The organism is Kribbella sp. NPDC051770 (assembly GCF_040681455.1).
In the GTDB taxonomy this organism is placed as follows: domain Bacteria; phylum Actinomycetota; class Actinomycetes; order Propionibacteriales; family Kribbellaceae; genus Kribbella.
In genome coordinates, this window is the sequence record NZ_JBFAYT010000002.1 from 60,908 (window position 1) to 81,929 (window position 21,022).

General features: G+C 70.2%; 20 protein-coding genes. 11 read left to right on the forward strand and 9 right to left on the reverse strand.

All coding sequences use genetic code 11. From position 1 onward, the window contains the following. Positions 1-45: 45 nt before the first annotated feature. From AB0M01_RS06915 to AB0M01_RS06925, 3 genes are read left to right on the forward strand one after another with little or no spacing between them, the layout of a single operon-like run. Positions 46-1,500, forward strand: coding sequence for a M1 family metallopeptidase (locus AB0M01_RS06915; protein ID WP_363666344.1), 1,455 nt, complete (start codon positions 46-48; stop codon positions 1,498-1,500). Between the two features lie 57 nt (positions 1,501-1,557). Further along, the gene (locus AB0M01_RS06920) at positions 1,558-2,781 is read left to right on the forward strand and encodes an aminoglycoside phosphotransferase family protein (protein WP_363666346.1); all 1,224 of its coding nucleotides are present in this window, start codon (positions 1,558-1,560) and stop codon (positions 2,779-2,781) included. Then, complete coding sequence (locus tag AB0M01_RS06925) at positions 2,765-3,202, forward strand: hypothetical protein (RefSeq protein ID WP_363666348.1); 438 nt, start codon at positions 2,765-2,767, stop codon at positions 3,200-3,202. The genes AB0M01_RS06920 and AB0M01_RS06925 overlap by 17 nt, the downstream gene beginning before the upstream one ends. Positions 3,203-4,252: 1,050 nt before the next feature. Here the strand turns inward: AB0M01_RS06925 and AB0M01_RS06930 are convergent. Then, positions 4,253-5,632 (reverse strand): NAD(P)H-quinone dehydrogenase, encoded by a 1,380-nt coding sequence (locus AB0M01_RS06930; RefSeq protein ID WP_363666350.1) that lies wholly within the window; start codon positions 5,630-5,632, stop codon positions 4,253-4,255. A gap of 31 nt (positions 5,633-5,663) precedes the next feature. Here AB0M01_RS06930 and AB0M01_RS06935 point away from each other — a divergent pair, with 31 nt between their 5' ends. Next, a complete protein-coding gene (locus tag AB0M01_RS06935) occupies positions 5,664-6,125 on the forward strand; it encodes a gamma-glutamylcyclotransferase (RefSeq protein ID WP_363666352.1) in 462 nt (153 codons plus the stop codon). Between the two features lie 21 nt (positions 6,126-6,146). Then, the gene (locus AB0M01_RS06940) at positions 6,147-7,799 is read left to right on the forward strand and encodes a phospho-sugar mutase (RefSeq protein WP_363666354.1); all 1,653 of its coding nucleotides are present in this window, start codon (positions 6,147-6,149) and stop codon (positions 7,797-7,799) included. 178 nt (positions 7,800-7,977) lie between these two features. Here the strand turns inward: AB0M01_RS06940 and AB0M01_RS06945 are convergent, their stop codons facing one another. The 4 genes from AB0M01_RS06945 to AB0M01_RS06960 form a co-directional block, all read right to left on the reverse strand. After that, positions 7,978-8,430, reverse strand: coding sequence for a hypothetical protein (locus AB0M01_RS06945; RefSeq protein WP_363666356.1), 453 nt, complete (start codon positions 8,428-8,430; stop codon positions 7,978-7,980). 178 nt (positions 8,431-8,608) lie between these two features. Then, positions 8,609-9,541 (reverse strand): neutral zinc metallopeptidase, encoded by a 933-nt coding sequence (locus AB0M01_RS06950; protein ID WP_363666358.1) that lies wholly within the window; start codon positions 9,539-9,541, stop codon positions 8,609-8,611. 159 nt (positions 9,542-9,700) lie between these two features. Beyond that, complete coding sequence (locus AB0M01_RS06955; RefSeq protein WP_363666360.1) at positions 9,701-10,630, reverse strand: alpha/beta hydrolase-fold protein; 930 nt, start codon at positions 10,628-10,630, stop codon at positions 9,701-9,703. A 102-nt stretch (positions 10,631-10,732) separates the two neighbouring features. Beyond that, positions 10,733-11,293 (reverse strand): PH domain-containing protein, encoded by a 561-nt coding sequence (locus tag AB0M01_RS06960; protein WP_363666362.1) that lies wholly within the window; start codon positions 11,291-11,293, stop codon positions 10,733-10,735. An 87-nt stretch (positions 11,294-11,380) separates the two neighbouring features. Here AB0M01_RS06960 and AB0M01_RS06965 point away from each other — a divergent pair, with 87 nt between their 5' ends. The 4 genes from AB0M01_RS06965 to AB0M01_RS06980 all read left to right on the forward strand — a co-directional run bounded on the left by AB0M01_RS06965 (position 11,381) and on the right by AB0M01_RS06980 (position 15,287). Continuing rightward, positions 11,381-11,962, forward strand: a complete 582-nt coding sequence (locus AB0M01_RS06965) for a DUF664 domain-containing protein (protein ID WP_363666364.1) — start codon at positions 11,381-11,383, stop codon at positions 11,960-11,962. Positions 11,963-12,046: 84 nt separating this feature from the next. Further along, positions 12,047-12,982 (forward strand): deoxyribose-phosphate aldolase, encoded by a 936-nt coding sequence (gene deoC / locus AB0M01_RS06970; RefSeq protein WP_363668087.1) that lies wholly within the window; start codon positions 12,047-12,049, stop codon positions 12,980-12,982. 3 nt (positions 12,983-12,985) lie between these two features. Continuing rightward, positions 12,986-14,422 carry an aldehyde dehydrogenase family protein gene (locus AB0M01_RS06975; RefSeq protein ID WP_363666366.1) on the forward strand — a complete coding sequence of 479 codons (1,437 nt, stop codon included), beginning with the start codon at positions 12,986-12,988 and terminating at the stop codon, positions 14,420-14,422. Continuing rightward, positions 14,412-15,287, forward strand: a complete 876-nt coding sequence (locus tag AB0M01_RS06980; RefSeq protein ID WP_363666368.1) for an aldehyde dehydrogenase family protein — start codon at positions 14,412-14,414, stop codon at positions 15,285-15,287. Before AB0M01_RS06975 ends, AB0M01_RS06980 begins: the two co-directional genes overlap by 11 nt. Positions 15,288-15,289: 2 nt before the next feature. Here AB0M01_RS06980 and AB0M01_RS06985 read toward each other — a convergent pair whose 3' ends face one another. Continuing rightward, positions 15,290-16,039 (reverse strand): class I SAM-dependent methyltransferase, encoded by a 750-nt coding sequence (locus AB0M01_RS06985; RefSeq protein ID WP_363666370.1) that lies wholly within the window; start codon positions 16,037-16,039, stop codon positions 15,290-15,292. 102 nt (positions 16,040-16,141) lie between these two features. Here AB0M01_RS06985 and AB0M01_RS06990 point away from each other — a divergent pair, with 102 nt between their 5' ends. Beyond that, a complete protein-coding gene (locus AB0M01_RS06990) occupies positions 16,142-17,170 on the forward strand; it encodes a S66 peptidase family protein (protein WP_363666372.1) in 1,029 nt (342 codons plus the stop codon). Here the strand turns inward: AB0M01_RS06990 and AB0M01_RS06995 are convergent. Further along, positions 17,167-17,784 (reverse strand): hypothetical protein, encoded by a 618-nt coding sequence (locus AB0M01_RS06995; protein WP_363666374.1) that lies wholly within the window; start codon positions 17,782-17,784, stop codon positions 17,167-17,169. The two genes, AB0M01_RS06990 and AB0M01_RS06995, sit on opposite strands and share 4 nt — an antisense overlap. 58 nt (positions 17,785-17,842) lie before the next feature. After that, on the reverse strand, positions 17,843-18,880 hold the full coding sequence (locus AB0M01_RS07000) for a serine/threonine-protein kinase (protein ID WP_363666376.1): 1,038 nt from the start codon (positions 18,878-18,880) through the stop codon (positions 17,843-17,845). Between the two features lie 52 nt (positions 18,881-18,932). Here AB0M01_RS07000 and AB0M01_RS07005 point away from each other — a divergent pair, with 52 nt between their 5' ends. Then, positions 18,933-19,472, forward strand: a complete 540-nt coding sequence (locus tag AB0M01_RS07005; RefSeq protein ID WP_363666378.1) for an RNA polymerase sigma factor — start codon at positions 18,933-18,935, stop codon at positions 19,470-19,472. 116 nt (positions 19,473-19,588) lie between these two features. Here AB0M01_RS07005 and AB0M01_RS07010 read toward each other — a convergent pair whose 3' ends face one another. Continuing rightward, positions 19,589-20,974 (reverse strand): S28 family serine protease, encoded by a 1,386-nt coding sequence (locus tag AB0M01_RS07010; protein ID WP_363666380.1) that lies wholly within the window; start codon positions 20,972-20,974, stop codon positions 19,589-19,591. Positions 20,975-21,022 lie beyond the last annotated feature (48 nt).

Here is a 21,022-nt window from a genome sequence, read left to right on the forward strand (position 1 = left end):
GAAACGATACGCCAACGATACGTCCACCTTGCTTTGCTGGCCGTCATGCCGAATCTGTTGAGATCCCGGGCCAGGAAAGTTTCACTCACCGCGAGCGCGGTGGTGCTGAGCCTGTCGGTGCTGGTGGCACCGGCCACCGCGACACCTGATGCCGGGGAACGGTTGTTCCCGGGCCTCGGCAACACCGGGTACGACGTCCGCTCGTACGACGTCGCCTACGACTTCCACCTCGGGCAGCCGACGATGGCGTCCTCGGTCGACATCGTCGCCGACGCGACCCAGCGGCTGTCCAGCTTCAGCCTCGACGCGGTCGCGCGGAAGGTCAGCACGGTCAGCGTCAACGGCGTACCGGCCAGGTTCAGGCTCGACAACACGGCGGAGAAGCTGGTCGTCACGCCGCGGCACGCGCTGCGCGACGGGCTGCCGTTCCGGGTCAGGATCTCCTACGTCGCCGACCGGACGCTGGAGCCGAAGTCGAAGGCCTTCCCCGACCATGACCACTTCGACCACTGGACCGACACCGACGCCGGCTTCTCGCTGATGGGCCAGCCCGACCGGTCGCACCTGTTCTTCCCGATGAACGACGTCCCGGCCGACAAGGCGCGGATGACCTGGCGGGTGACGGTCCCGAAGGCCCTCCAGGCCGCGGCGAACGGGACGCTGAAGGCGAAGTGGACGATCGGCGGCCGGACGACGTACGTGTTCAGCACCCGGGACCCGATCCCGACGCACGTCGCGCAGCTCGCCGTCGGGCACCTCACCCGGACCACCGACCGCGGCCCGCACGGCCTCCCGCTGCGCAGCTACGTCGACACCGCCCACGCGGCCGCCGCGAAGGCGCGCGTCGCGCTGGTGCCGGGGCAGATGCAGTGGCTGGAGGACCAGATCGGGAGCCGCTACCCGTTCGAGACGTACGGCGTACTGGGGGTCGGCGGGGTCACCGGCTACGCACTGGAGAGCGCGACCCTGTCGATGTTCAACGCCGACTACCTGACCGGCCCGGTCGGCGAGGGCATCGGCACGATGGTCCACGAGCTCACCCACCAGTACTTCGGCAACGCCGTCTCGGTCCGCAAGTGGGACGACATGTGGCTCAGCGAGGGCCACGCCGTCTACTACACCGGCCGCTACCGCGCCGCCCGCGGCGAGCTCACCCTGGACGACTTCATGAAGGACGTCTACGCCTTCGAGCTCGACCACCGAGCGGAGTACGGCCCACCCGGCCGCCCCGCCGACCTGATCGACCTCCTCGCCGGCACCAACACCGGCGGCGCCTTCTTCCTCTACGACCTCAACAACCTGGTCGGCCCGAAAACCTTCAAGACGATCGAGCACACCTTCTTCGAACGCTTCCGCAACAGGTCGGCGTCCACCCAGGACTACATCGCCGTCGCCAACGAGGTCTCGGGCCGCGACCTGACGGCGTACGCGAACGCGTGGATCTACGGCAAGACGACACCGATCCCAACCGGCCACCCGGATTGGGCACAGCGTCGATGAGAGCCTTCTCAGAATTGGTTCATCGGAGGCTCATGGTGGCCCGGCAGTGTTCTGGGTATGGCAGACCACGAGGCGTTGCAGCTCCTGACCGGGGCGACCGCGGGCGAGATCCTCAGCGCCGCTGTCGAGGCGGCCGGCGGGGAGCTGCTCTCGTGGCGCTCCACTGAAGTAGCCCACAGCAACGACTCCGCCACCGTCGCGTACCGTACGACGATCCGCTGGGCGCACGGCGAGACCGAGGAGATCCTCGGTGCCACCGCCGGCGGTGAGATCCCCGCGGGCGCGACGGTGGTCGGGGCTGACGACAACCATACCGTGGGTGTCTGGCGGGCGGCACACGACCCTTCACTTCCTGGGCTTCGCGGCGCGCTCGACCCTGCTGGTGTCTCCGCGCTCTTCGACCGCTGCGGCCTCGGCGCCCACCCGGTCTCCCTGAAGCTCCGCTCCTACCGCCCGCTCCGCCGGGCCGTCGTGGAAGCGTGGACACCCACCGGGCGCCTGTTTCTCAAGGTCGTCCCGCCCGCGCAAGGCGAAGCACTCCACAACCGCCACCGCCTGCTCACCAACGCCGGCGTCCCCTCCCCGCGCAGCCTCGGCTGGACCGACGACGGTCTCGTCGCCCTCGAGTCCCTCCCCGGCCGCACTCTCCGATCAGCGCTGCGATCCGGTGCTGCGGCAACCAATCCGGCCGACATCACCACTCTCCTCGACCGCCTGCCACCCGAGCTCCTCGACAACCCCCGCCGCACCTCCTGGCTCGACCGCACCCAGTACTACGCGCGCTCGATCGGCAACGTCGTCCCCGACCTGGCCGGCTGGTCCTCCGACCTCGCCACGTCGATCGTTGCCGAGAGCCCCGTCGGCCCGACCGTCCCCGTCCACGGTGACCTGTACGAGGCCCAGCTCCACGTCGACCACACCGGCGCGATCGTTGGCCTCCTCGACGTCGACACCGCCGGCCCCGGCGACCGCCTCGACGACCTCGCCTGCCTGCTCGGCCACCTGTCGGTCCTGGCCCAGGTCCTCCCCCAGCACGCCCAGGCGATCAACAGCTTCGCCACCCGCGCCCAGCAAACCTTCGACCACCAGACCGACCCGGCCCAGCTCCGCCTGCGAACCGCCGCGGTCGTCCTCTCCCTCGCCACCGGCCCGCACCGAGTGCAGGACCCCGGCTGGCAACAGACCACCCGGCAGCGCGTCGCCCTGGCCGAAAGCTGGTACGACGCCGCCCACCGGGCCAACCGAATGGAAAGGAACCACCACCATGCGAGCAACGCGTAAGTGGGCCGTAGTCGGAACCGTCGCCGCCATCTCCGGCATCGGCATCGGCACCGCGGCGTACGCCGCCCCCGCCGACCTGAACGACCCGGCGAAGGTCACCCCGACCCTCACCCAGGCCACCCCCACCCAACCCACGGATGCCGCACCGGCAACCCAGTCCGCCGACACTCCCGGCGAAACCACCAGCACCAATACCCCCGGCGAACCCGCATCAGCCAACACCCCCGGCGACACCGCATCGGCCAACACCCCCGCCGGCACCACGTCCGCCAACACACCCGGCGACACCAACTCAGCCAACACCCCAGGCACCGCCGACTCGGCCAACACCCCAGGCACCGCCGACTCGGCCAACACCCCGAACGACACCAACTCGGCAAACACCCCCGGCGACCCCAACTCGGCAAACTCCCCGAGCTGACCCGCCACTCCTGCGCCCGGCCCGGTCCCCTCACCGGCCCGGGCGCAGGCGCGCGTCCAAGCCGAGCGCCCAAGGCACGGGGCTCGAACGTCAACGCGTACGACGCAGGCGCAAGCACCGCGGCCCAGGGCGCGCTCCCGGACACACGCGCGGCATGCGCCGCACACAGGCGCCGCACGCACTGCACGCACGCACCGGCGCGAAGGTGTGGGCACACCGCAGGCACGCGGGCATGCCCACACCTGGCCTGCGCGCGTGGCCGCGCGCGGGAGGTGGGCGCGCCGGAGGTGCGCGCGAGGGAGGCGAGCACGCAGGACCTGCGCGCGTGGGACCTGCGCGTGTGGGAGGTGAGCGCGAGGCCGGGCGCGCGGGAGTGAGCGTGAGAGGCGAGCGCACGCGAGACATGCGGGTGTGGGAGGTGAGCGCGGAGGTACGCGCGTGGAACCTGAACTCGTGAGAGGTGAGCGCGTAGGGCGTGAGCGCGGGGCACGGCGCCGGGCGGGGGGCCGCCAGGCGCGGACCGATGGGCGAGCGCGCGGGGCCGTGGGGGCGAGGTGCGGGTCGAGGCGCCGAGTGCGGCCGCGAACCGCGTGCAGGCGGCGCGATCGCGGGTGCCGGCGGCGAGAGCACGCGGGTGAGGCCGGGGCGAGCAGGTGAGCAATCGCCCCGCGGTCGACCGCCGGCCGCAACCACAGCCGGTCGGTCGAACACGGCCTCAGCCACAGCCCGTCGGTCGAACGCGACCTCAGCCACCGCCGGTCAGTCGGACGCGGCCTTAGCCACAGCCGGTTGGCACCGAAGCCAAAGGTGTGTGGGGCGAAGGCCGACCCCAAGGTGACGCCTGCTGACTTCTTGCCCAAACAGCGCGCCTGTACCTGACCAACCAACGGAGGTAGGCAAGAAGAACACAGGTGGCACCTACCCGCACCCGACCGCAAACCCGCAGCCGGCGCCGCGAGGCCCGAACCACCCGCACCCGACCTACGCGCGCCAGCCCCAGCCGGTCAGCCGACAGACAACCCCAGCCACAGCCGCCCGCCGTACAGCCGATCAGTTCCTCAAATGCAACCGCCGCGCAGCCTCAGCAATCGATCCAGTAACCGACGGATACACCGTGAACGCCTGCGCCACCTGATCAACCGTCAGCCGCCCGGCCACAGCCAGCGAGATCGGATGAATCAGCTCCGAAGCCCGCGGCGCCACAACAACCCCGCCGACGACGATCCCGGTGTTGGGAAGGCAGAAGAGCTTGACGAACCCGTCGCGGACGCCTTGCATCTTGGCGCGGGCGTTGTCCGCGAGCGGCACCTTGGCGACCATCGCAGTACTCCCACCCGCGTCCAGCGTCGCCTGCGTCAACCCCACCGTCGCGATCTCCGGCGCGGTGAAGACGTTCGACGAAACCGTCGACTGATCCAACGGCGAAACAGCATCACCCAGCGCATGCGACATCGCGATCCGCCCCTGCATCGCGGCGACCGAAGCGAGCATCAGCACCCCAGTGCAGTCCCCAGCCGCGTACACCCCACGACTAGAGGTCCGCGACACCCGATCCACCGAAATGAACCCTCCGTCGTCGAGCGACACGCCCGACTCGACAAGTCCCATGTTCTCCGTGTTCGGCAGCGATCCAACCGCCAGCAGCGCATGCGACCCATGCACCGTCCGCCCGTCCGTGAGCGTCACGACGACCCCGTCGCCCTGCCGCTTCACCGACTCCGCCCTCGATCGCCCGAGCACCGTCAAACCCCGCCGCCGGAAAACGTCTTCCAAGACCGCGGCAGCATCAGCATCCTCACCAGGCAGCACCCGATCCCGCGAGGACACGAGCACGACCTCGCTCCCCAGCGCGTCGTACGCGCTGGCGAACTCGGCGCCGGTCACACCCGACCCGACCACGATCAGCTTCTCGGGCAGCTCCTGGAGCTCGTAGACCTGCTCCCAGGTCAGGATCCGCTCCCCGTCAGGCTCGGATCCAGGCAGGATCCGCGGCCGCGCCCCCGTGGCGACCAGTACGACGTCCGCCTCCAGGCGCTCGTCGCCGACCACGACCGTCTCCGGGCCGTCGAGGCTGCCGCGCCCGTGGATGAGCCGGATCTTCTCGTCGGCGAGCCGCCGCGCGATCCCGTCCGACTGGGCCGCGGCGAGCGCCTTGACGCGGCTGTTGACCAGGTTGAACTCGACGCTGACCGAGTTGGCCGGGTCGTCGTCGCCGTCGTCGACCCGCAGGCCCAGCTCGCCGGCCTCCTCCACCTCGGTCATCACCTCCGCGGTGGCGATCAGAGTCTTGCTGGGGACGCAGTCGGTGAGCACGGCCGACCCGCCGATCCCGTCGGAATCGACAACCGTCACCTCCGCTCCCAGCTGGGCGGCCGCACTCGCCGCTTCGTACCCGCCAGGACCGCCACCGATGATCACAACTCGCGCCACGAGAGGCCATTGTTCCGTATCCTGTGATCTCGTGACCCTGTACGCCGCGTTTGCGTCGAATCTGGACCCGAATCTGATGGCCGATCGGTGCCCGTACTCCCCGCTGCGCGGGACCGGGTGGATCGTCGGCTGGCGCCTCACCTTCGGTGGCGAGGAGCTCGGCTGGGAGGGTTCGATGGCCACGGTCGTCGAGGACCCGGCCGACCCGACCAACCAGGTCTTCGTCGCCCTGTACGACGTCAGCCCGAAGGACGTCGAGCGGCTGGACGAGTGGGAGTGGATCGACCAGGGCGTCTACCGCAAGATCCAGGTCCGGGTCCAGACCCTCGACGGCACCCAGCTGGCCTGGATGTACGTCCTGAACGCCTACGAGGGCGGCCTCCCGTCGGCCCGCTACCTCGGCATCCTGGCCGAGGCCGCGGAGGCAGCAGGCGCCCCGGACGACTACGTGGCGGACATCCGCGCGAGACCCTGCCAGTCCTCAGGTCACTGACGTACCGGGCGGTATCGTGCGGTGGTGACCGTCAATGATGCCGTTCTGATTCGTACTGCTGCCGAGGCCTGGCTGGCCGAGGACCCCGACGCGGACACCCGCGCCGAGCTCCAGGCGCTGCTGGACGCCGGGGACGACGCCGAGCTGGCCGATCGGTTCTCCGGGAAGCTGGAGTTCGGTACGGCGGGCCTGCGCGGCGCTGTGGGCGCCGGGCCGAACCGGATGAACCGGGTGGTGGTGATCCGCGCCGCCGCGGGCCTGGCGGCGTACCTGAAGGCGAACGGGCTGACCAACGGCCCGGTGCTGATCGGGTACGACGCGCGCCACAAGTCCGACGTGTTCGCGCAGGACACCGCCGCGGTGATCCGGGGCGCGGGGCTCGACGCCGTGCTGCTCGACCGGCCGACGCCGACGCCTGTCGTCGCGTTCGGGATCCCGCACCTGAAGGCCGTCGCGGGGGTCGTGGTGACCGCGTCCCACAACCCGCCGCAGGACAACGGCTACAAGGTGTACCTCGGCGACGGCTCCCAGATCGTTCCGCCCGCGGACCACGAGATCGCCGCGGCGATCGATGCGGTCGGCGCGCTGGCCGAGGTGCCGCGCGGCGACGACTGGCAGACCGCCGGCGACGACCTGCTCGACGCCTACCTGTCCCGGATCGCCACCCTCGTCCCCGGCGACGCGCCGCGCGACCTCAAGGTCGCCTACACCCCGCTGCACGGCGTCGGCCGGCTGCTCGTCGAGGACGCCGTACGCCGGGCCGGCTTCGCCGCGCCGGCCGTCGTCGCGACGCAGGCCGACCCGGACCCGGACTTCCCGACCGTCGCCTTCCCGAATCCGGAGGAGCCCGGCGCGATCGACGCGGCGCTGGAGCTGGCGCGCGCCGAGGGCGCCGACATCGCGGTCGCGAACGACCCCGACGCGGATCGTTGCGCGGTCGCCGTACCGGATCCGGCGGCCGACGGTGGCTGGCGGATGCTGCGCGGTGACGAGCTCGGGGCGCTGCTCGGCGAGTTCCTGCTGTCGAGCGGGCCGAACGGGGTCGCCGCGTGCTCGATCGTGTCGTCGTCGCTGCTGGGCAAGATCGCGGCGTCGTACGGCGTGCGCTACGAGGACACGCTGACCGGCTTCAAGTGGATCGGCCGGGTGCCGGAGCTGGTCTTCGGGTACGAGGAGGCGCTCGGCTACTGCGTCGATCCGGCCGCGGTGAAGGACAAGGACGGCGTCTCGACCCTCGTCCGCGTCCTCGAGCTCGCGGCGCGCGCGAAGGCCGACGGGCGCACACTGCTCGACCTGCTGGACGATCTCGCGAAGAAGTACGGCCTGCACGCAACCGATCAGCTCTCGGCGCGCGTCGAGGACCTGAGCCTGATCGCGGCCGCGATGGACCGGCTGCGGGCGACCCCGCCGACGTCGCTCGGCGGCCACACCGTCGACCGCGTCGACGATCTGAGCGAGGGCAGCGAGCACCTGCCGCCGACGGACGGCCTGCGCTACACGCTGTCCGCGGGCGCCCGCGTCGTCGTCCGCCCGTCCGGCACCGAGCCGAAGCTCAAGTGCTACCTGGAGGTCGTCATCCCGGTCACACAGGACGATGTCCCAGCAGCCCGCACGAAAGCAGCAGAAGAGCTCGCCGCGATCAAGGAGGACCTGGCAGCAGCCGCCGGGATCTGAGCGAGCGCAGCGAAGCGTCCGGGACCGCGGGCCCAGCCAGCGCCTGAGCGAGCGCAGCGAAGCGTTCGGGGCGCCGGCTCATTCGCCCCACCACGCAAGCCGAAGGGCCCCTCGCAGAGGGGCCCTTCGGCTTGCGTGTTCAGTTTCAGGGAGCACCTGGCGGGAGACTCCCTGGGGACTAGCGAACCGCGGCGGCTTCCTGCTCGGCCTGCTCGGAGCGCAGCGAGCTCTGCAGGGACGAGTGCAGGATGCGCAGCGTGCTGGTGGACTGCATCAGCGCGTCCCGCTCGTCGGGGTTGCGGTTGGCCAGCGCGGTGATGTCGTTGATGCTCGCCTCGATCCGGGCGATCCGGTCGGCGACGGTGCCTTCCTGGCTGCTGGCCCGGCGGATCGCCTCGGACGTGACCGTCCAGACGTCCTCCTTGTCGTTGGTGCGGCGCGACAGGTCGACCATCTGACCGAGCGCGGCGAGATCGCTGTCGATCTGGCTCCGCTCGACCGGCACCGTGATGCCCGCGGTCGACTGACGGAGCCGGGTGACATGCCCGGACAGCTCCGACCAGCTGCACTTACCGCTCTTGATCTTGTCCAGCACCTTGGTGTACTCGGTGTTGAACTCGTCGTAGTTCACTGTCCTTGACTCCTGCCGTTCGACGTTCGACCCAGACTCTAAGGCGTGCGGACCCGAAACACGGTAACCACACGATCGCAGATCGTGCACGTGTCGGCAAAACGCGAAGGCGCCCGGAGAGCCAACGCTCTCCGGGCGCCTTCGTTACGTGTCTTTACCGAACCGAATCCGTCGGTGGTCAGGCGATCCGGGTCGCCGGGGCCGACCAGGTCTGGCAGCTGCCCGGGTGGGTGTTCTTGCCGTTGCCGGTGAAGCCGGCCAGCGACCAGAAGTTGTGGTTGGTCCACGAGCCGTGGTCACGCGGGCCGCCCGGCATGTCACCGGAGTGCGAGACGACGTACTTCCACTCGGTCAGCAGACCGCCGCTCATCGGGTAGTACGCCTTGTTGGCGCCGATGTAGGCCGAGCCGAGGCAGGACGCCTGCAGCTCACGGCGGCGGCTCTCGGCCAGCGCCGCGTCGTACGTCATGTGGTTCGAGCGCCAGAACGAGGCCGTCATGATGCTGGTCATGTTCTGGACGTGGTGGCCGTACTCGTGCGCGATCGTGTTGGTCGCGTAGGCGACGGTGTACGTCGGGTTCTGCGCGTACCAGGTGACCAGCTGGCGCCACGGGATGTAGATGGTGCCGCCGCCGGTGGAGCAGTAGAACGAGACCCAGCCGGTGACCGAGCCGCAGGTGGTCTTGACCGTGTTGTAGCCGTGCACGACCAGGGCCGGCTTGACGTCCCAGCGCGCACCCATCCGCCACAGGTTCGGCTTCCAGGCGGCGTACAGGCAGCGGACGAGCTCGGACTCGAAGTACCGGACGTTCTTCTCGCTGTTCAGCGCGACGGCCGGCCGCTTGCACTTCGACGCCGCGATGTTGCCGGTGCCGTAGAGCTTGTTGTTCTTGACCGCCTTCAGCGCGCTGGCGGCGTTCCAGCCGGCGTCGCGGCCGGAGTCGGGCACGATCAGCGGGGTGTCGATCTCGCCCGGCGTCGGCCGGACCGCGGTGGCCCCGGACGGCGAGGACTGCGCCGCCTGGGCGTTCGGCATCGCGAGCACCGCGCAGCTGGCCAGGGCGACGGCGCCGGCCAGGACGCGCAGCTTCTTGCTGGAGAGATAGTTCATGCGCTCCACTCTCGAAAACTGGGGGGACATACCGGAGACATCCTGGATCACCCAGAGGTTCACCCCGGCCTGAACACGGGGTCCGACGCAGGATCCCGGCGTGAAGTTCCCCTCATTTGTCCGCTTCCTGCCACTACGTCAGCCGATGGCTGCGCTGTGTCAGCGGTTGCCGAGGCGTCCGCCGAGGAAGCGGAGCTGCTCGGGCAGCATCCGCCGCCAGTAGCCGGCGGTGTGCGCGCCGGGCTGGATGCCGCCTTCCGCGGTCAGGCCGCCGCGCAGGTCGCGGACGGCACCGGCGAACGGGTCGTCCCGGCCGCAATCGATGCGCAAGGCAACGTTTTCCAGGTGCCCGGGCTCGATCCCGTACGCCGCGAAGTCGGCGGCGCCGTCGAACGCACCGGGCGCCGTGTCGCCCACGGTCGCCCACAGGGCCGGGCTCAGCGCCCCGGCGGCGACGACCCGGCGCCCGCTCTCGCGATCGCCGCCGCCCTGCTGACCGTTCTCGCGATCCGCGCCGCCAGGCTGACCGCTCTCACGCGCCGCGAGCAGTGCGCCGTACCCACCCATCGACCACCCGAGGACGCCGTACCGGTCGACGAGCAGGCCGCGTTTCGCCAGCAGGGGAAGGAGTTCCGCGGTCAGCATCCGCTGCGGGTCCTCGCCGGTCGCGCGCCGGTGCCAGTACGAGTCGCGGCCGCCGTCGACGGTCGCGAGCGCGAACGGCGGCGTACCGGACCGGACGGTCTCGGTGAGGTACTTGTCGATGCCGAGGTCGTTGATCGCGGAGGTGTGGTCGCCGCCGCGCCCGTGCAGGACGAGTACGACCGGGAGCGCGGCGCCGGGGCGCCGGCCGTGCGGGTAGACGACCGACCAGCCGACCGTCGTACGCCGGGCCGCCGACTCGAAGGTGCCGCTGATCACCGGCCCGGCGGGGACGTCGGGGACCACGCCGTCGTCGCCGGTGAGCCCGAGGGCGGTGTGGACGCGGGTCCGGCCCGGGAGGACGCCGGCCTCCAGGCCACCGATCCCGGCCGCGCCGAGACCCGCGAGCGAGAGCAGAACGCGGCGCCGCGTCAGTCGTGGAGTCACACGAGGTCCGACGCCGTGGACCTCGCGACGGTTCGGCCGTGAGCGGAGGATCTGGGCGATCACCGCGGTCCGACGGTCGCGGAACGCGGGACGGTTCGGCTCCTACCGGAGGATCTGGGCGATCACCGCGACGACCACCAGCACGCCCGCGATCGCGAGCTCCGGGACGGCCCAGGTCGTGACGACCTCGCCCTCGGCGGTGGCGGCGTGCCGTTCGCGGTGGTTGTCGATCCGGTCGACGACGAACTCGGCGCGGCTGATCGAGTTCTCGGCGCCGAGCTTGCGGCTGCCGACGCGGCTCTTGCGCAGGTCCTTCATCACCAGCTGGACGCCGGGGCAGCGGATCCGGCCGGCGCTGGTGTGCACGCGCAGGATGTCGGTGACGTCCGCGTCCTCGATCCGGTGCCACGGGACGTGGTGGTCGCGGATGTGGTTGCGGATCAGCAGGCCGTCGGGACGCAGCGTGACCGAGGGACGCACCAGGCCGACGTACGCGACGAGCATCAGCAGGCCGATCAGCGCGGCGACCAGCAGGCCGCCGGTCGTCCGCCACTCCAGCACGATGTCGAGCAGCCCGGCCAGGCCGATCACCATCACCACGACGCCGGTGATGCGGTTCGACTGGGACAGGTACTGCTCGTTCTCGGACACCTTCGGTTTCACCCGGACAAGGTAGCCGCTCGGGCCCAGCCGAACGAGCGGAGGCTACACGGACGGGGATCGTCCGGGTACGGCCTTAGCGTGCTGTGCATGAGCGAACACGACATCGACACCCCGTGGGAGCCGCCGATCGCCGGTACCGAGGTCGAGCACCTGCTCGGCGCGCTGAACCGGCTCCGGACGACGTTCCGCTTCAAGGCCGACGGTCTGGACTCCGAGGGCCTGAACCAGCGGATCGGCAAGTCCTCGCTGAGCCTCGGCGGGCTGTTGAAGCACCTGGCGCTGCACGAGGACTACACGACCCGGGTCAAGCTCCAGGGCGGCAAGGTCGGATCGCCGTGGGAGGAACTGGCCCCGGACGGCGACGACTGGGAGTTCGAGACCGCGGCGCAGGACTCGCCCGAGCAGCTGTACGCGCTCTGGGACGACGCCGTCGCGCGATCGCGTCAGGTCGTCGCGGAGGCGCTCGCGAACGGCGGGCTCGACCAGGACGCGCACGTCTCGTGGCCGGACGGCCGGCACGCGAGCCTGCGCCGCCTGTTGTTCGACCAGTTGGAGGAGTACGGCCGGCACACCGGGCACGCCGACCTGCTCCGCGAAGCCGTCGACGGCCGGACCGGCGAGGACCCGCCCGACGGCTGGCGTCCGCAGTCAGGTACTTACAAATTCTGAGTAAGACCTGCGACCACACAGGTGTCAGAGGTAAGCCCTAGACTCGGAGAGGTGACGACTACCGACAGCTCCCCCGGCGCAGGGGTGGACAGCCTCGCCGACGTGACCTCGTCCGAGGACCGGTTGCGCCGGTTCCTGCTCGGTCTGCCGGGTGTCGACCAGGTCGGCGCCGAGGCGCGGGCGGCGACGCTGAGCACCCGGTCGATCAAGACCACCGCGAAGGCGTACGCGCTGGACCTGGCGATCCAGATGATCGACCTGACCACGCTGGAGGGCCAGGACACCCCGGGCAAGGTCCGGGCGCTGTGCGCGAAGGCGCGCCGCCCCGACCCGGCCGACCCGACCGCGCCGCAGGTCGCCGCGGTCTGCGTCTACCCCGACCTGGTCGCCACCGCGAAGTACGAGCTGAAGGGCTCCGGGATCAACGTCGCCAGCGTCGCGACGGCCTTCCCGAGCGGCCGGTCCAGCCTGGCGATCAAGATCCAGGACACCAAGGACGCGGTCGCCTCCGGGGCCGACGAGGTCGACATGGTGATCGACCGCGGCGCGTTCCTGTCCGGCCGGTACGGGCTGGTCTTCGACGAGATCGCCGCGATCCGCGACGCGGCCGGCGACGCGCACCTGAAGGTGATCCTGGAGACCGGCGAGCTGGTCACCTACGACAACGTACGCCGGGCGTCCTGGCTGGCGATGCTGGCCGGCGCCGACTTCATCAAGACCTCCACCGGCAAGGTCTCCCCGGCGGCGACGCTGCCGGTGACGCTGGTGATGCTGGAGGCGGTCCGCGACTACCACGAGGCGACCGGGCTGCACATCGGCGTCAAGCCGGCCGGCGGTATCCGGACGGCGAAGGACGCGATCAAGTACCTGGTCACCGTCAACGAGACGGCCGGACCGGACTGGCTGGACCCGGAGCTGTTCCGCTTCGGGGCGTCCAGCCTGCTGAACGACCTGCTGATGCAACGCACCAAGCTGGCCACCGGGCACTACCCCGGCCCCGACTACTTCACGCTGGACTGAGGCATGAGCAGATTCGAGTACGCCCCCGCGCCGGAGTCGCGCGCGATCGTCGACATCAAGTCGTCGTACGGGTTGTTCATCAACGGAAGCTTCACCGAGGCGACCGACGGCAAGCCGTTCAAGACCGTCAGCCCGGCGTCGGAGGAGGTGCTGGCCGAGGTCAGCGAGGCCGGTCCGGCCGACGTCGACAAGGCGGTCCGGGCCGCCCGGCGCGCCTACGAGAAGGTCTGGGGCCCGATGGCGGGCCGCGACCGCGCGAAGTACCTGTTCCGGATCGCCCGGCTGATCCAGGAGCGGTCCCGCGAGCTGGCCGTGCTGGAGTCGCTGGACAACGGCAAGCCGATCCGCGAGTCCCGCGACGTCGACCTGCCGCTGGTCGCCGCACACTTCTTCTACTACGCCGGCTGGGCCGACAAGCTCGAGTACGCCGGGGCCGGCGCGGACCCGCGGCCGCTCGGTGTCGCCGCGCAGGTGATCCCGTGGAACTTCCCGCTGATGATGCTGGCCTGGAAGATCGCCCCGGCGCTCGCGGCCGGCAACACCGTCGTCCTGAAGCCGGCCGAGACGACCCCGCTGACGGCGCTGGCGTTCGCGGAGATCTGCCAGCAGGCCGACCTGCCGCCGGGCGTGGTGAACATCATCACCGGCGCCGGGCGGACCGGGCAGGCGCTGGTCGAGCACGAGGGTGTCGACAAGGTCGCGTTCACCGGCTCGACCGCGGTCGGGCGGGCGATCGCCCGCTCGGTGGCGGGCACCGACAAGAAGGTGACGCTGGAGCTCGGCGGCAAGGCCGCGAACATCGTCTTCGAGGACGCGCCGATCGACCAGACCGTCGAGGGCATCGTCAACGGCATCTTCTTCAACCAGGGCCATGTCTGCTGCGCGGGTTCGCGGCTGCTGGTCCAGGAGAGCGTGTACGACGAGGTCCTGGCCCGGCTGAAGCGCCGGATGGGCACGCTGCGGGTCGGCGACCCGCTGGACAAGAACACCGACATCGGCGCGATCAACTCCGCCGAGCAGCTGGCCCGGATCCGCGAGCTGTCGCAGATCGGCGAGGACGAGGGCGCCGAGCGCTGGTCGCCGGAGTGCGAGCTGCCCACGCAGGGGTTCTGGTTCCCGCCGACCGTCTTCACCGGCGTCTCCCAGGCGCACCGGATCGCCCGCGAGGAGATCTTCGGGCCGGTGCTGTCGGTGCTCACCTTCCGCACCCCGGCCGAGGCCGTCGAGAAGGCCAACAACACGCCGTTCGGGCTGTCCGCGGGCGTCTGGACCGACAAGGGATCGCGGATCCTGTGGATGGCCGACCAGCTGCGCGCCGGCGTGGTCTGGGCGAACACGTTCAACCGCTTCGACCCGTCCTCGCCGTTCGGCGGGTACAAGGAGTCGGGCTACGGCCGCGAGGGCGGCCGCCACGGTCTGGAGGCCTACCTTGCCCACTAAGTCCGACGCGCGGCTGGACGTGCGCAAGACCTACAAGCTGTACGTCGGCGGCGCCTTCCCGCGCAGCGAGTCGGGCCGGTCGTACGTGGTGAACGATGCCAAGGGCAAGTTCCTCGCGAACGCCTCGCAGGCCTCCCGCAAGGACGCCCGGGACGCGGTCGTCGCGGCTCGCAAGGCGTTCGGCGGCTGGTCCGGGCGGACGGCGTACAACCGCGGTCAGGTGCTCTACCGGATCGCCGAGGTGATGGAGGGCCGGCACGACCAGTTCAGCGCCGAGGTCGCCGCCGCCGAAGGCGTCTCGGTCGCCAAGGCCCGCCCGCTCGTCGACGCCGCCATCGACCGCTGGGTCTGGTACGCCGGCTGGGCCGACAAGCTCGCCCAGGTGGTCGGCTCCAGCAACCCGGTGGCCGGCCCGTACTTCGACTTCTCGGTGCCCGAGGCAACAGGTGTGGTGGCGCTGCTGGCACCGCAGGACTCCAGCCTGCTGGGCCTCACGAGTGTGCTCGCCCCCGCGATCGTCTCCGGCAACACCGCGGTCGTCGTCACGTCGTACGAGCGTCCGATCCCCGCGATCACCCTCGGCGAGGTGATGGCCACGTCCGACGTACCCGGCGGCGTGGTCAACATCCTCACCGGCTCGGCCTCGGAGATCGGCCCGTGGCTCGCGTCCCACCTGGACGTCAACGCCATCGACCTCTGCGGCATCGAGGACCCCGAAGAGGCCCGCGACCTGGAAGCCGCCTCCGCCGAGAACCTCAAGCGAGTGCGCCGTCCGGCAGACGAGGACTGGCAGGAGTCGCCTGGGTTGTCGCGTCTGACGCAGTACCTGGAACTGAAAACGGTCTGGCACCCGATCGGGGTGTGACCTCAGCTCGGTCGGCGGGCGACGGCTAGCAGCGAGCCGCCCGCCGGCAGCGGCACTCCTGCTTTGATCAGCACGTTCTCTACCTGCATCGCCTTGTAGCAAACGGCGTTGAGTGGGGCCGCCATGCCTAGTTCGCCTTCTACGTCGGCGGACTGTTTCTTCGTGAGGCGGGCGGCCATCATCGCGGGGAGGAGGAGCGAGACGAAGGACGTGATCCTGAGCGGTTCGAAGCCGGCGTCCTGCAGCTCCTGGGTGAGGTCGCGGCGGGTGTAGCGCTTGACGTGGTGGGCGGCGACGTCGGCGGCGCTCCACAGCCACTGGTGCTGGGGAACCGTGATGAGGACTCCGCCGCCGGGGCGGACCGCGTGGAACATGCCCTTCAGCACCGCGGGGGCCTCCTCGACGTGCTCGATCACGTCGAACGCGCCCGCGACGTCGAACTCCTTCTCGTACGGGTTCTGCGTCGCGTCCAGCTGCCGCAGCTCGACGCCGGCGGGCATCCGGACCCGGGCGTTGACCAGGCCCTCCTCGAACAGCTCGGTGCCGACGAGGTGCCAGTCGGGGTGGAGCTGCCGTACCCGGTCGAGCACGTACGCGTTCCCGCAGCCGAGCTCGAGGAACGAGCGGGCGTGCGGGAAGTACTTGTCCAGCGCCCAGTTGATCAGGTCGCTGCGCCCGCGGTACCAGAAGCTGTTGGCCTCCAGCGCGAAGAGCTTCTCGAAGATCGCCGGGTCGTACCCGCCACTCGCCATGCTGCAACCTATGCCCCCGCGGCGGTGCGCGGGAAGGGTTCCGGACAAGTCCATCCGGTAACTGCGGTGCGGTGAAGCTGGACCGCGCTTTAAGGTCGGCGCATGATCTTTGCTGCGAAGCCGAAACCCGGGGACCGGGTCGCCGTGGTGTCTCCGTCGAGCGGGTTGCCGGGGCTGTTTCCGGCGCCGTACGAGCTGGGGCTGGAGCGGCTTCGGGGGTTCGGGCTGGAGCCGGTGGAGTATCCGACCACCCGGCGAATGGGGAGCTCCGCGGCCGAGCGGGCCGCAGATCTGCAGGCGGCCTGGGCGGATCCGTCGATTCGCGCGGTGTTCGCGAGTATCGGCGGCGACGATCAGATCACGGTGCTGAAGCATCTCGATCCGGAGGTGTTCCGGGCCGATCCGAAGCCGTTCTTCGGGTACTCCGACAACACGAACCTGCTGAACTTCCTTTACTCGTTGGGGATTCCGGCGTTTCACGGCGGCAGCGTGATGGTGCAGCTCGGGCGCGGCGGGGCGATGCACCCGGACACCGAGCGATCGTTGCGTGCGGCAATCTTTTCCTCCGGCGCGTTCGAGCTGACCCCCGCGGCCGGGTGGACCGATCACGATCGCGACTGGAGTGACGCGACGACGCTCGAGTCCGAGCCGGAGCTGTTCCCGGGGACCGGATGGCAGTGGTCTGGACCATCAACCCCGGTGAGCGGTCGGCTGTGGGGTGGGTGCTTGGAGATCCTCGACTGGCAGCTCGCGGTCGGGCGGTGGATGTTGCCGAACGATCAGTACTCCGGGGTGCTGTTCCTGGAGACGAGTGAGGAGATGCCGTCGGCGGCCCAGGTTCATCGCATCCTGCGGAACCTGGGCGAACGCGGGTTGCTGGAGCGGTTCGAGGCGGTGCTGTGGGCGCGGCCCAAGTCCTGGGAGCTCCTTCATCAGCTGTCGCGCGAGGAGTCGGAGGTGTTCGTCGCGGAGCAGTACGACGTCGCGCGCAGCACGGTCGCGGCGTACAACGCGAATGCTGTCTTCGTCAGTGGGCTGGACATCGGGCACACCGATCCGCAGCAGGTGCTTCCGTACGGCGGGTTGGCCGAGTTGGACCCGGCGGCGGGCCGGATCACCGTGACGTACTAGCGGATCTCCGTGCGGGTGAGCGCCGGATTGGGGTCGGGGTAGCACTTCACCGGCGCCTTGATGGTGACGAACTTCCACTTGATCGTCGCCTGCAGATCGAGCCCGGGGTTGTCGAAGCTCGAACCCTGCAGCTTCGTCTCGACCACCCCCGATCGCCCGGCCTTCAGGTGCACGGTGAGCTGCGGCAGCTTGTACGACGCCCCGCCGGCGATCGGGCCGGCGACCCGCAGGGTGGCGACCCCACCAGCGGCCTGGATCGTCGGGGTCGAGTTGAGCCCGGAACCGCCGGAGAGCCAGGCCGACACGTACTGCGCGTTGGCGGGAATCGGGATGCGCAGCGAGAGGTCGCGGACCTCCTTCAGCTTGAAGCCCTTCACCTCGCCGGGCAGCGAGCCGGGCTTCAGGTCGACCACGACGTAGAAGTGCGCGCCGGGCCGGACGACCGTGGGCGCCTTGGCCTCGGCACCCTGGCGGAGCGAGAGCTGGTGCTGGCCGAACTTGGTGTCGGCCCGGCAGGCGTAGCTGACCGCCGATCCCGCGGCTGAGGCGGGCAGGGGCACCAGGACGAGTCCCATAACCATCACGGGAGCCAGAAACTTCCGCAGAGTAGTCATGTAATTACTCTAAGCAGCCATTCGCGAGATTGGCGCCTGGTGTCTCAGCCAGTGAGCGTCAGCGCCCGGCGAGGTACCAGGCACCCACGGCGGCGGCCGCGAAGACCACCGGCACCAGCACCACCAACAGAAGACCTCTGAGGACCTTGCCCCGTCGACGAGCAGAAGCAGGAACCTCAGATGGACTACCGAGCGTTGTGTCGATCTCGTCCTGCCGGCCGACCGTCGTACGCAGCGACGCCAGCAGCGGCGCCTCCTGCTCCAACCGGTAGGCCTCGGCCTCCAGGCGTTCGGCGAGCGTGTGCGCCTGAGCCCAGCGGTCCCCGACGCGGTAGGCGAGCGCGCGACTCAGCAGCTCGTCGACCTGGCCGACGGCGTCGTGCAGCAGCGGCTGCAGGCTCGGCGGGTCCTGATCGGGGTCGCGCCCGACGACATCGGTGATCGACGAAGCGACGAACGGCGCGCGCCCGGTCAGCAGCGCGTACGTGACCGCACCGACGGCGTACACGTCGGCCCGCTCGTCGAAGCCGCCGTCGCCCCGTCCCTGCTCCGGCGCCATGTACGACGGCGTACCGACCGCCTCCGTCAACCCGGACGCCTCGGCCGCGCGCTTGGCCAGGCCCAGGTCGGCGAGCACGATCCGGTGCGTCCCACCGCCGGACTCGTTCCCGCCCGAAGGCCGCAGCAGCAGGTTCGCCGGGGTGATGTCGCGGTGCACGACCCCCTCGTCGTGCAGCGCCGCGACCGCGTGCGCGAGGTCGGCGCCCCACCACAGCGCATCGGCGGGATCGAGCGGGCCGGCGGCCAGGACGTCGGCCAGCGTCCCGCCGCCGACGTAGTCCATGACGAAGTACGGCCGGCCGTCGTCGAGGGCGCCGAGGTCGAAGACGCGGACCACGCGGTCGCTGGCGATCCGCCGCATCAGCCGCGCCTCGGACAGGAACCGCTCACGCACGTCGGCCCGGGACGCCCAGTTGTCGGCCAGCACCTTCACCGCGACGTCGACGTCCAGGTCGTCGTCGTACCCGCGCCAGACCGTCGCGAAGGCACCCGCGCCGATCTTCGACTGCAGGCGGTACCTCCCGATGGCATCCATCGAGACTATTGTCGGTGACAGAGAGGATCATGGCGAACACCCCTGGGGGAGCATGAACGACGAGTTGGAGGCGTTGGCGGTGCGGGCCGCGGGTGGGGACGAGGCTGCGCTGCCGGAGTTGCTGCAGGCGATCCGGCCGCAGGTGCAGCGGCGGGTGGCGAAGTTCCTGCCGTTCCGGGAGGACGCCGAGGAGGCCGCGCAGGACACGCTGCTCACGGTCGCCACCAAGATCCACACGTTCAAGGGGACCGGGACGTTCGCGGGCTGGCTGACGATCGTCGCCACGAACCAGGCGCGGCAGACCTACCGCACGCTGAAGCGGCGGTCGGTCGAGCAGTCGGCGGAGGTCCTACCGGAGTCGGTGGACCCGCGCACGACGTCGGTGATCGCCGGCTCGCGCCTCGACCTGCTGGAGGCGCTGGAACAGCTCGAGTCGAACCATCCCCAGCTCGTTCAACCGCTGGTCCTGCGTGACCTGGGTGCGCTCACCTACGCCGAGATCGCCGAGGAGTTGCAGGTCCCGCTCGGCACGGTAAAGGCCCGCATCCACCAGGCCCGCAAGGAAGTCGCCCAGCGCCTCACCATCCGCTGACCGGCGGACAGCACGCCCGCCCTGCAGTCGAGAGTCGTCTGCGGGCAGACCTTTCAAGTACCGGCCACCGATCGGGGGCCGGTACTTGAAAGGTCGTGGGTGAGGCTTGTCAGGTGTCAGCGGGGCTTGAACTGACGGGCGCCCGGGTCGATCGTCGTCTGCTGGGTCACCGGCTGGGCCGTGACGCCCATCCACTTCTGCAGGATCGACGTCGCCTCGGTGCGCTGCGCGGCCGGCAGGCCGCTGATGCTCGACCCGTGGTTGCCACCGGGCTGCGTGTACCAGTGCGAGTCCCGCGTGCCCGGTCCGGGCGCGAACTTCTCCGCGCTCCACGGGTCGTTCTCGCCGTACACGAAGAGCATCCGGCGGCCCTGCGTCTTCAGCCACAGGTCCACGTCGAGCATCGCGAACGGCTCGTGCCGCGGTTCGATCGCGTCCGGTACGGCGGCCGGCGCGTCGCCCGCCTCGCGGTAGTGCAGGAGGCCCTTGAGCCAGGTGGTCTTCGAGGCGACGTCCGGCCAGTTCAGCTGCTGGGTGGCCTGGAAGTAGTACGGCAGGAAGCCGGCCGTGCCCTCGTCGGAGTAGAACGACCAGCCGGAGATCTGGTCGATGAAGTCGAACAGCTGCTGGTCGGTCGCGGCCGCCGTACCGGGGACGGACGGGCAGCTCGCCTGGGTGCTGTACTGCCAGAACGCGAACGGGGTGTCCAGGACCGCGGCCTCGAGTGCGCGGTCGGCCGAGCCGAAGGTGCTCTCGTAGGTCAGCCCGTTCGCCGCCGCGTACTCCTTCAGCTTGGCCAGCATCGCGGGCCGGCGGAGCAGGGTGTTGCGCTGCATGTTGCGCAGAGCCGCGTTGCACGCCGGGTCCGTCCCGGCCTGCTGGATGAACGCGACGTACGTGTCGGCCTTGTTGAACACGTCCTGCGGCGCGACGTACGCGACGGTGGCGTCGACGTCGTTCGGGTAGAACCGGCGGTGGTACACCGAGGTCATGCCGCCCTTGGAGGCACCGGTCGAGACCCACTTCCCGGCGTACAGGGCCTTCTTGAACGCCTGGACGATCCGGTGGTGGTCGCTCGCGGCCTGCCAGATGTTCAGCTTCGACCAGTCCTGGCTGGCGGGCGTCGAGGAGTTGAAGAAGCGCTGCTCGACGTTCAGCTGGTTGCCGTCGACGAGCCGGGTCGGCTCGGCGGTGAACGCGCCGCCGACCCCGCCGTACCCGGTGGTGTGCAGGACGGTCGGGCGGGCGAAATCCCTGTGCCACAAGGTGATCCGCTGCTCGAACTTCTCACCGTTCGGTTTCCGGTGGTCGGCGGGCTGGGTGTAGCGCAGGACGAAGAACGGCTTCCCGCTGACCACGCTGCTGCTCTCGATCCGCAGGCCCGGGATGGTCGCGAGCCGGGCCGCGACGTCGTCCACGGGCGCTGCGGCAGCAGGCGTCAGCGACGTTCCGATCAGGGCCGCGACGAGCACGGCGACAACACTGGCAACGAACCGGCGCATGACGGCTCCTCTGTTGGGGGCGAGCCCAAAGCCTAAGCCGGATCGCCT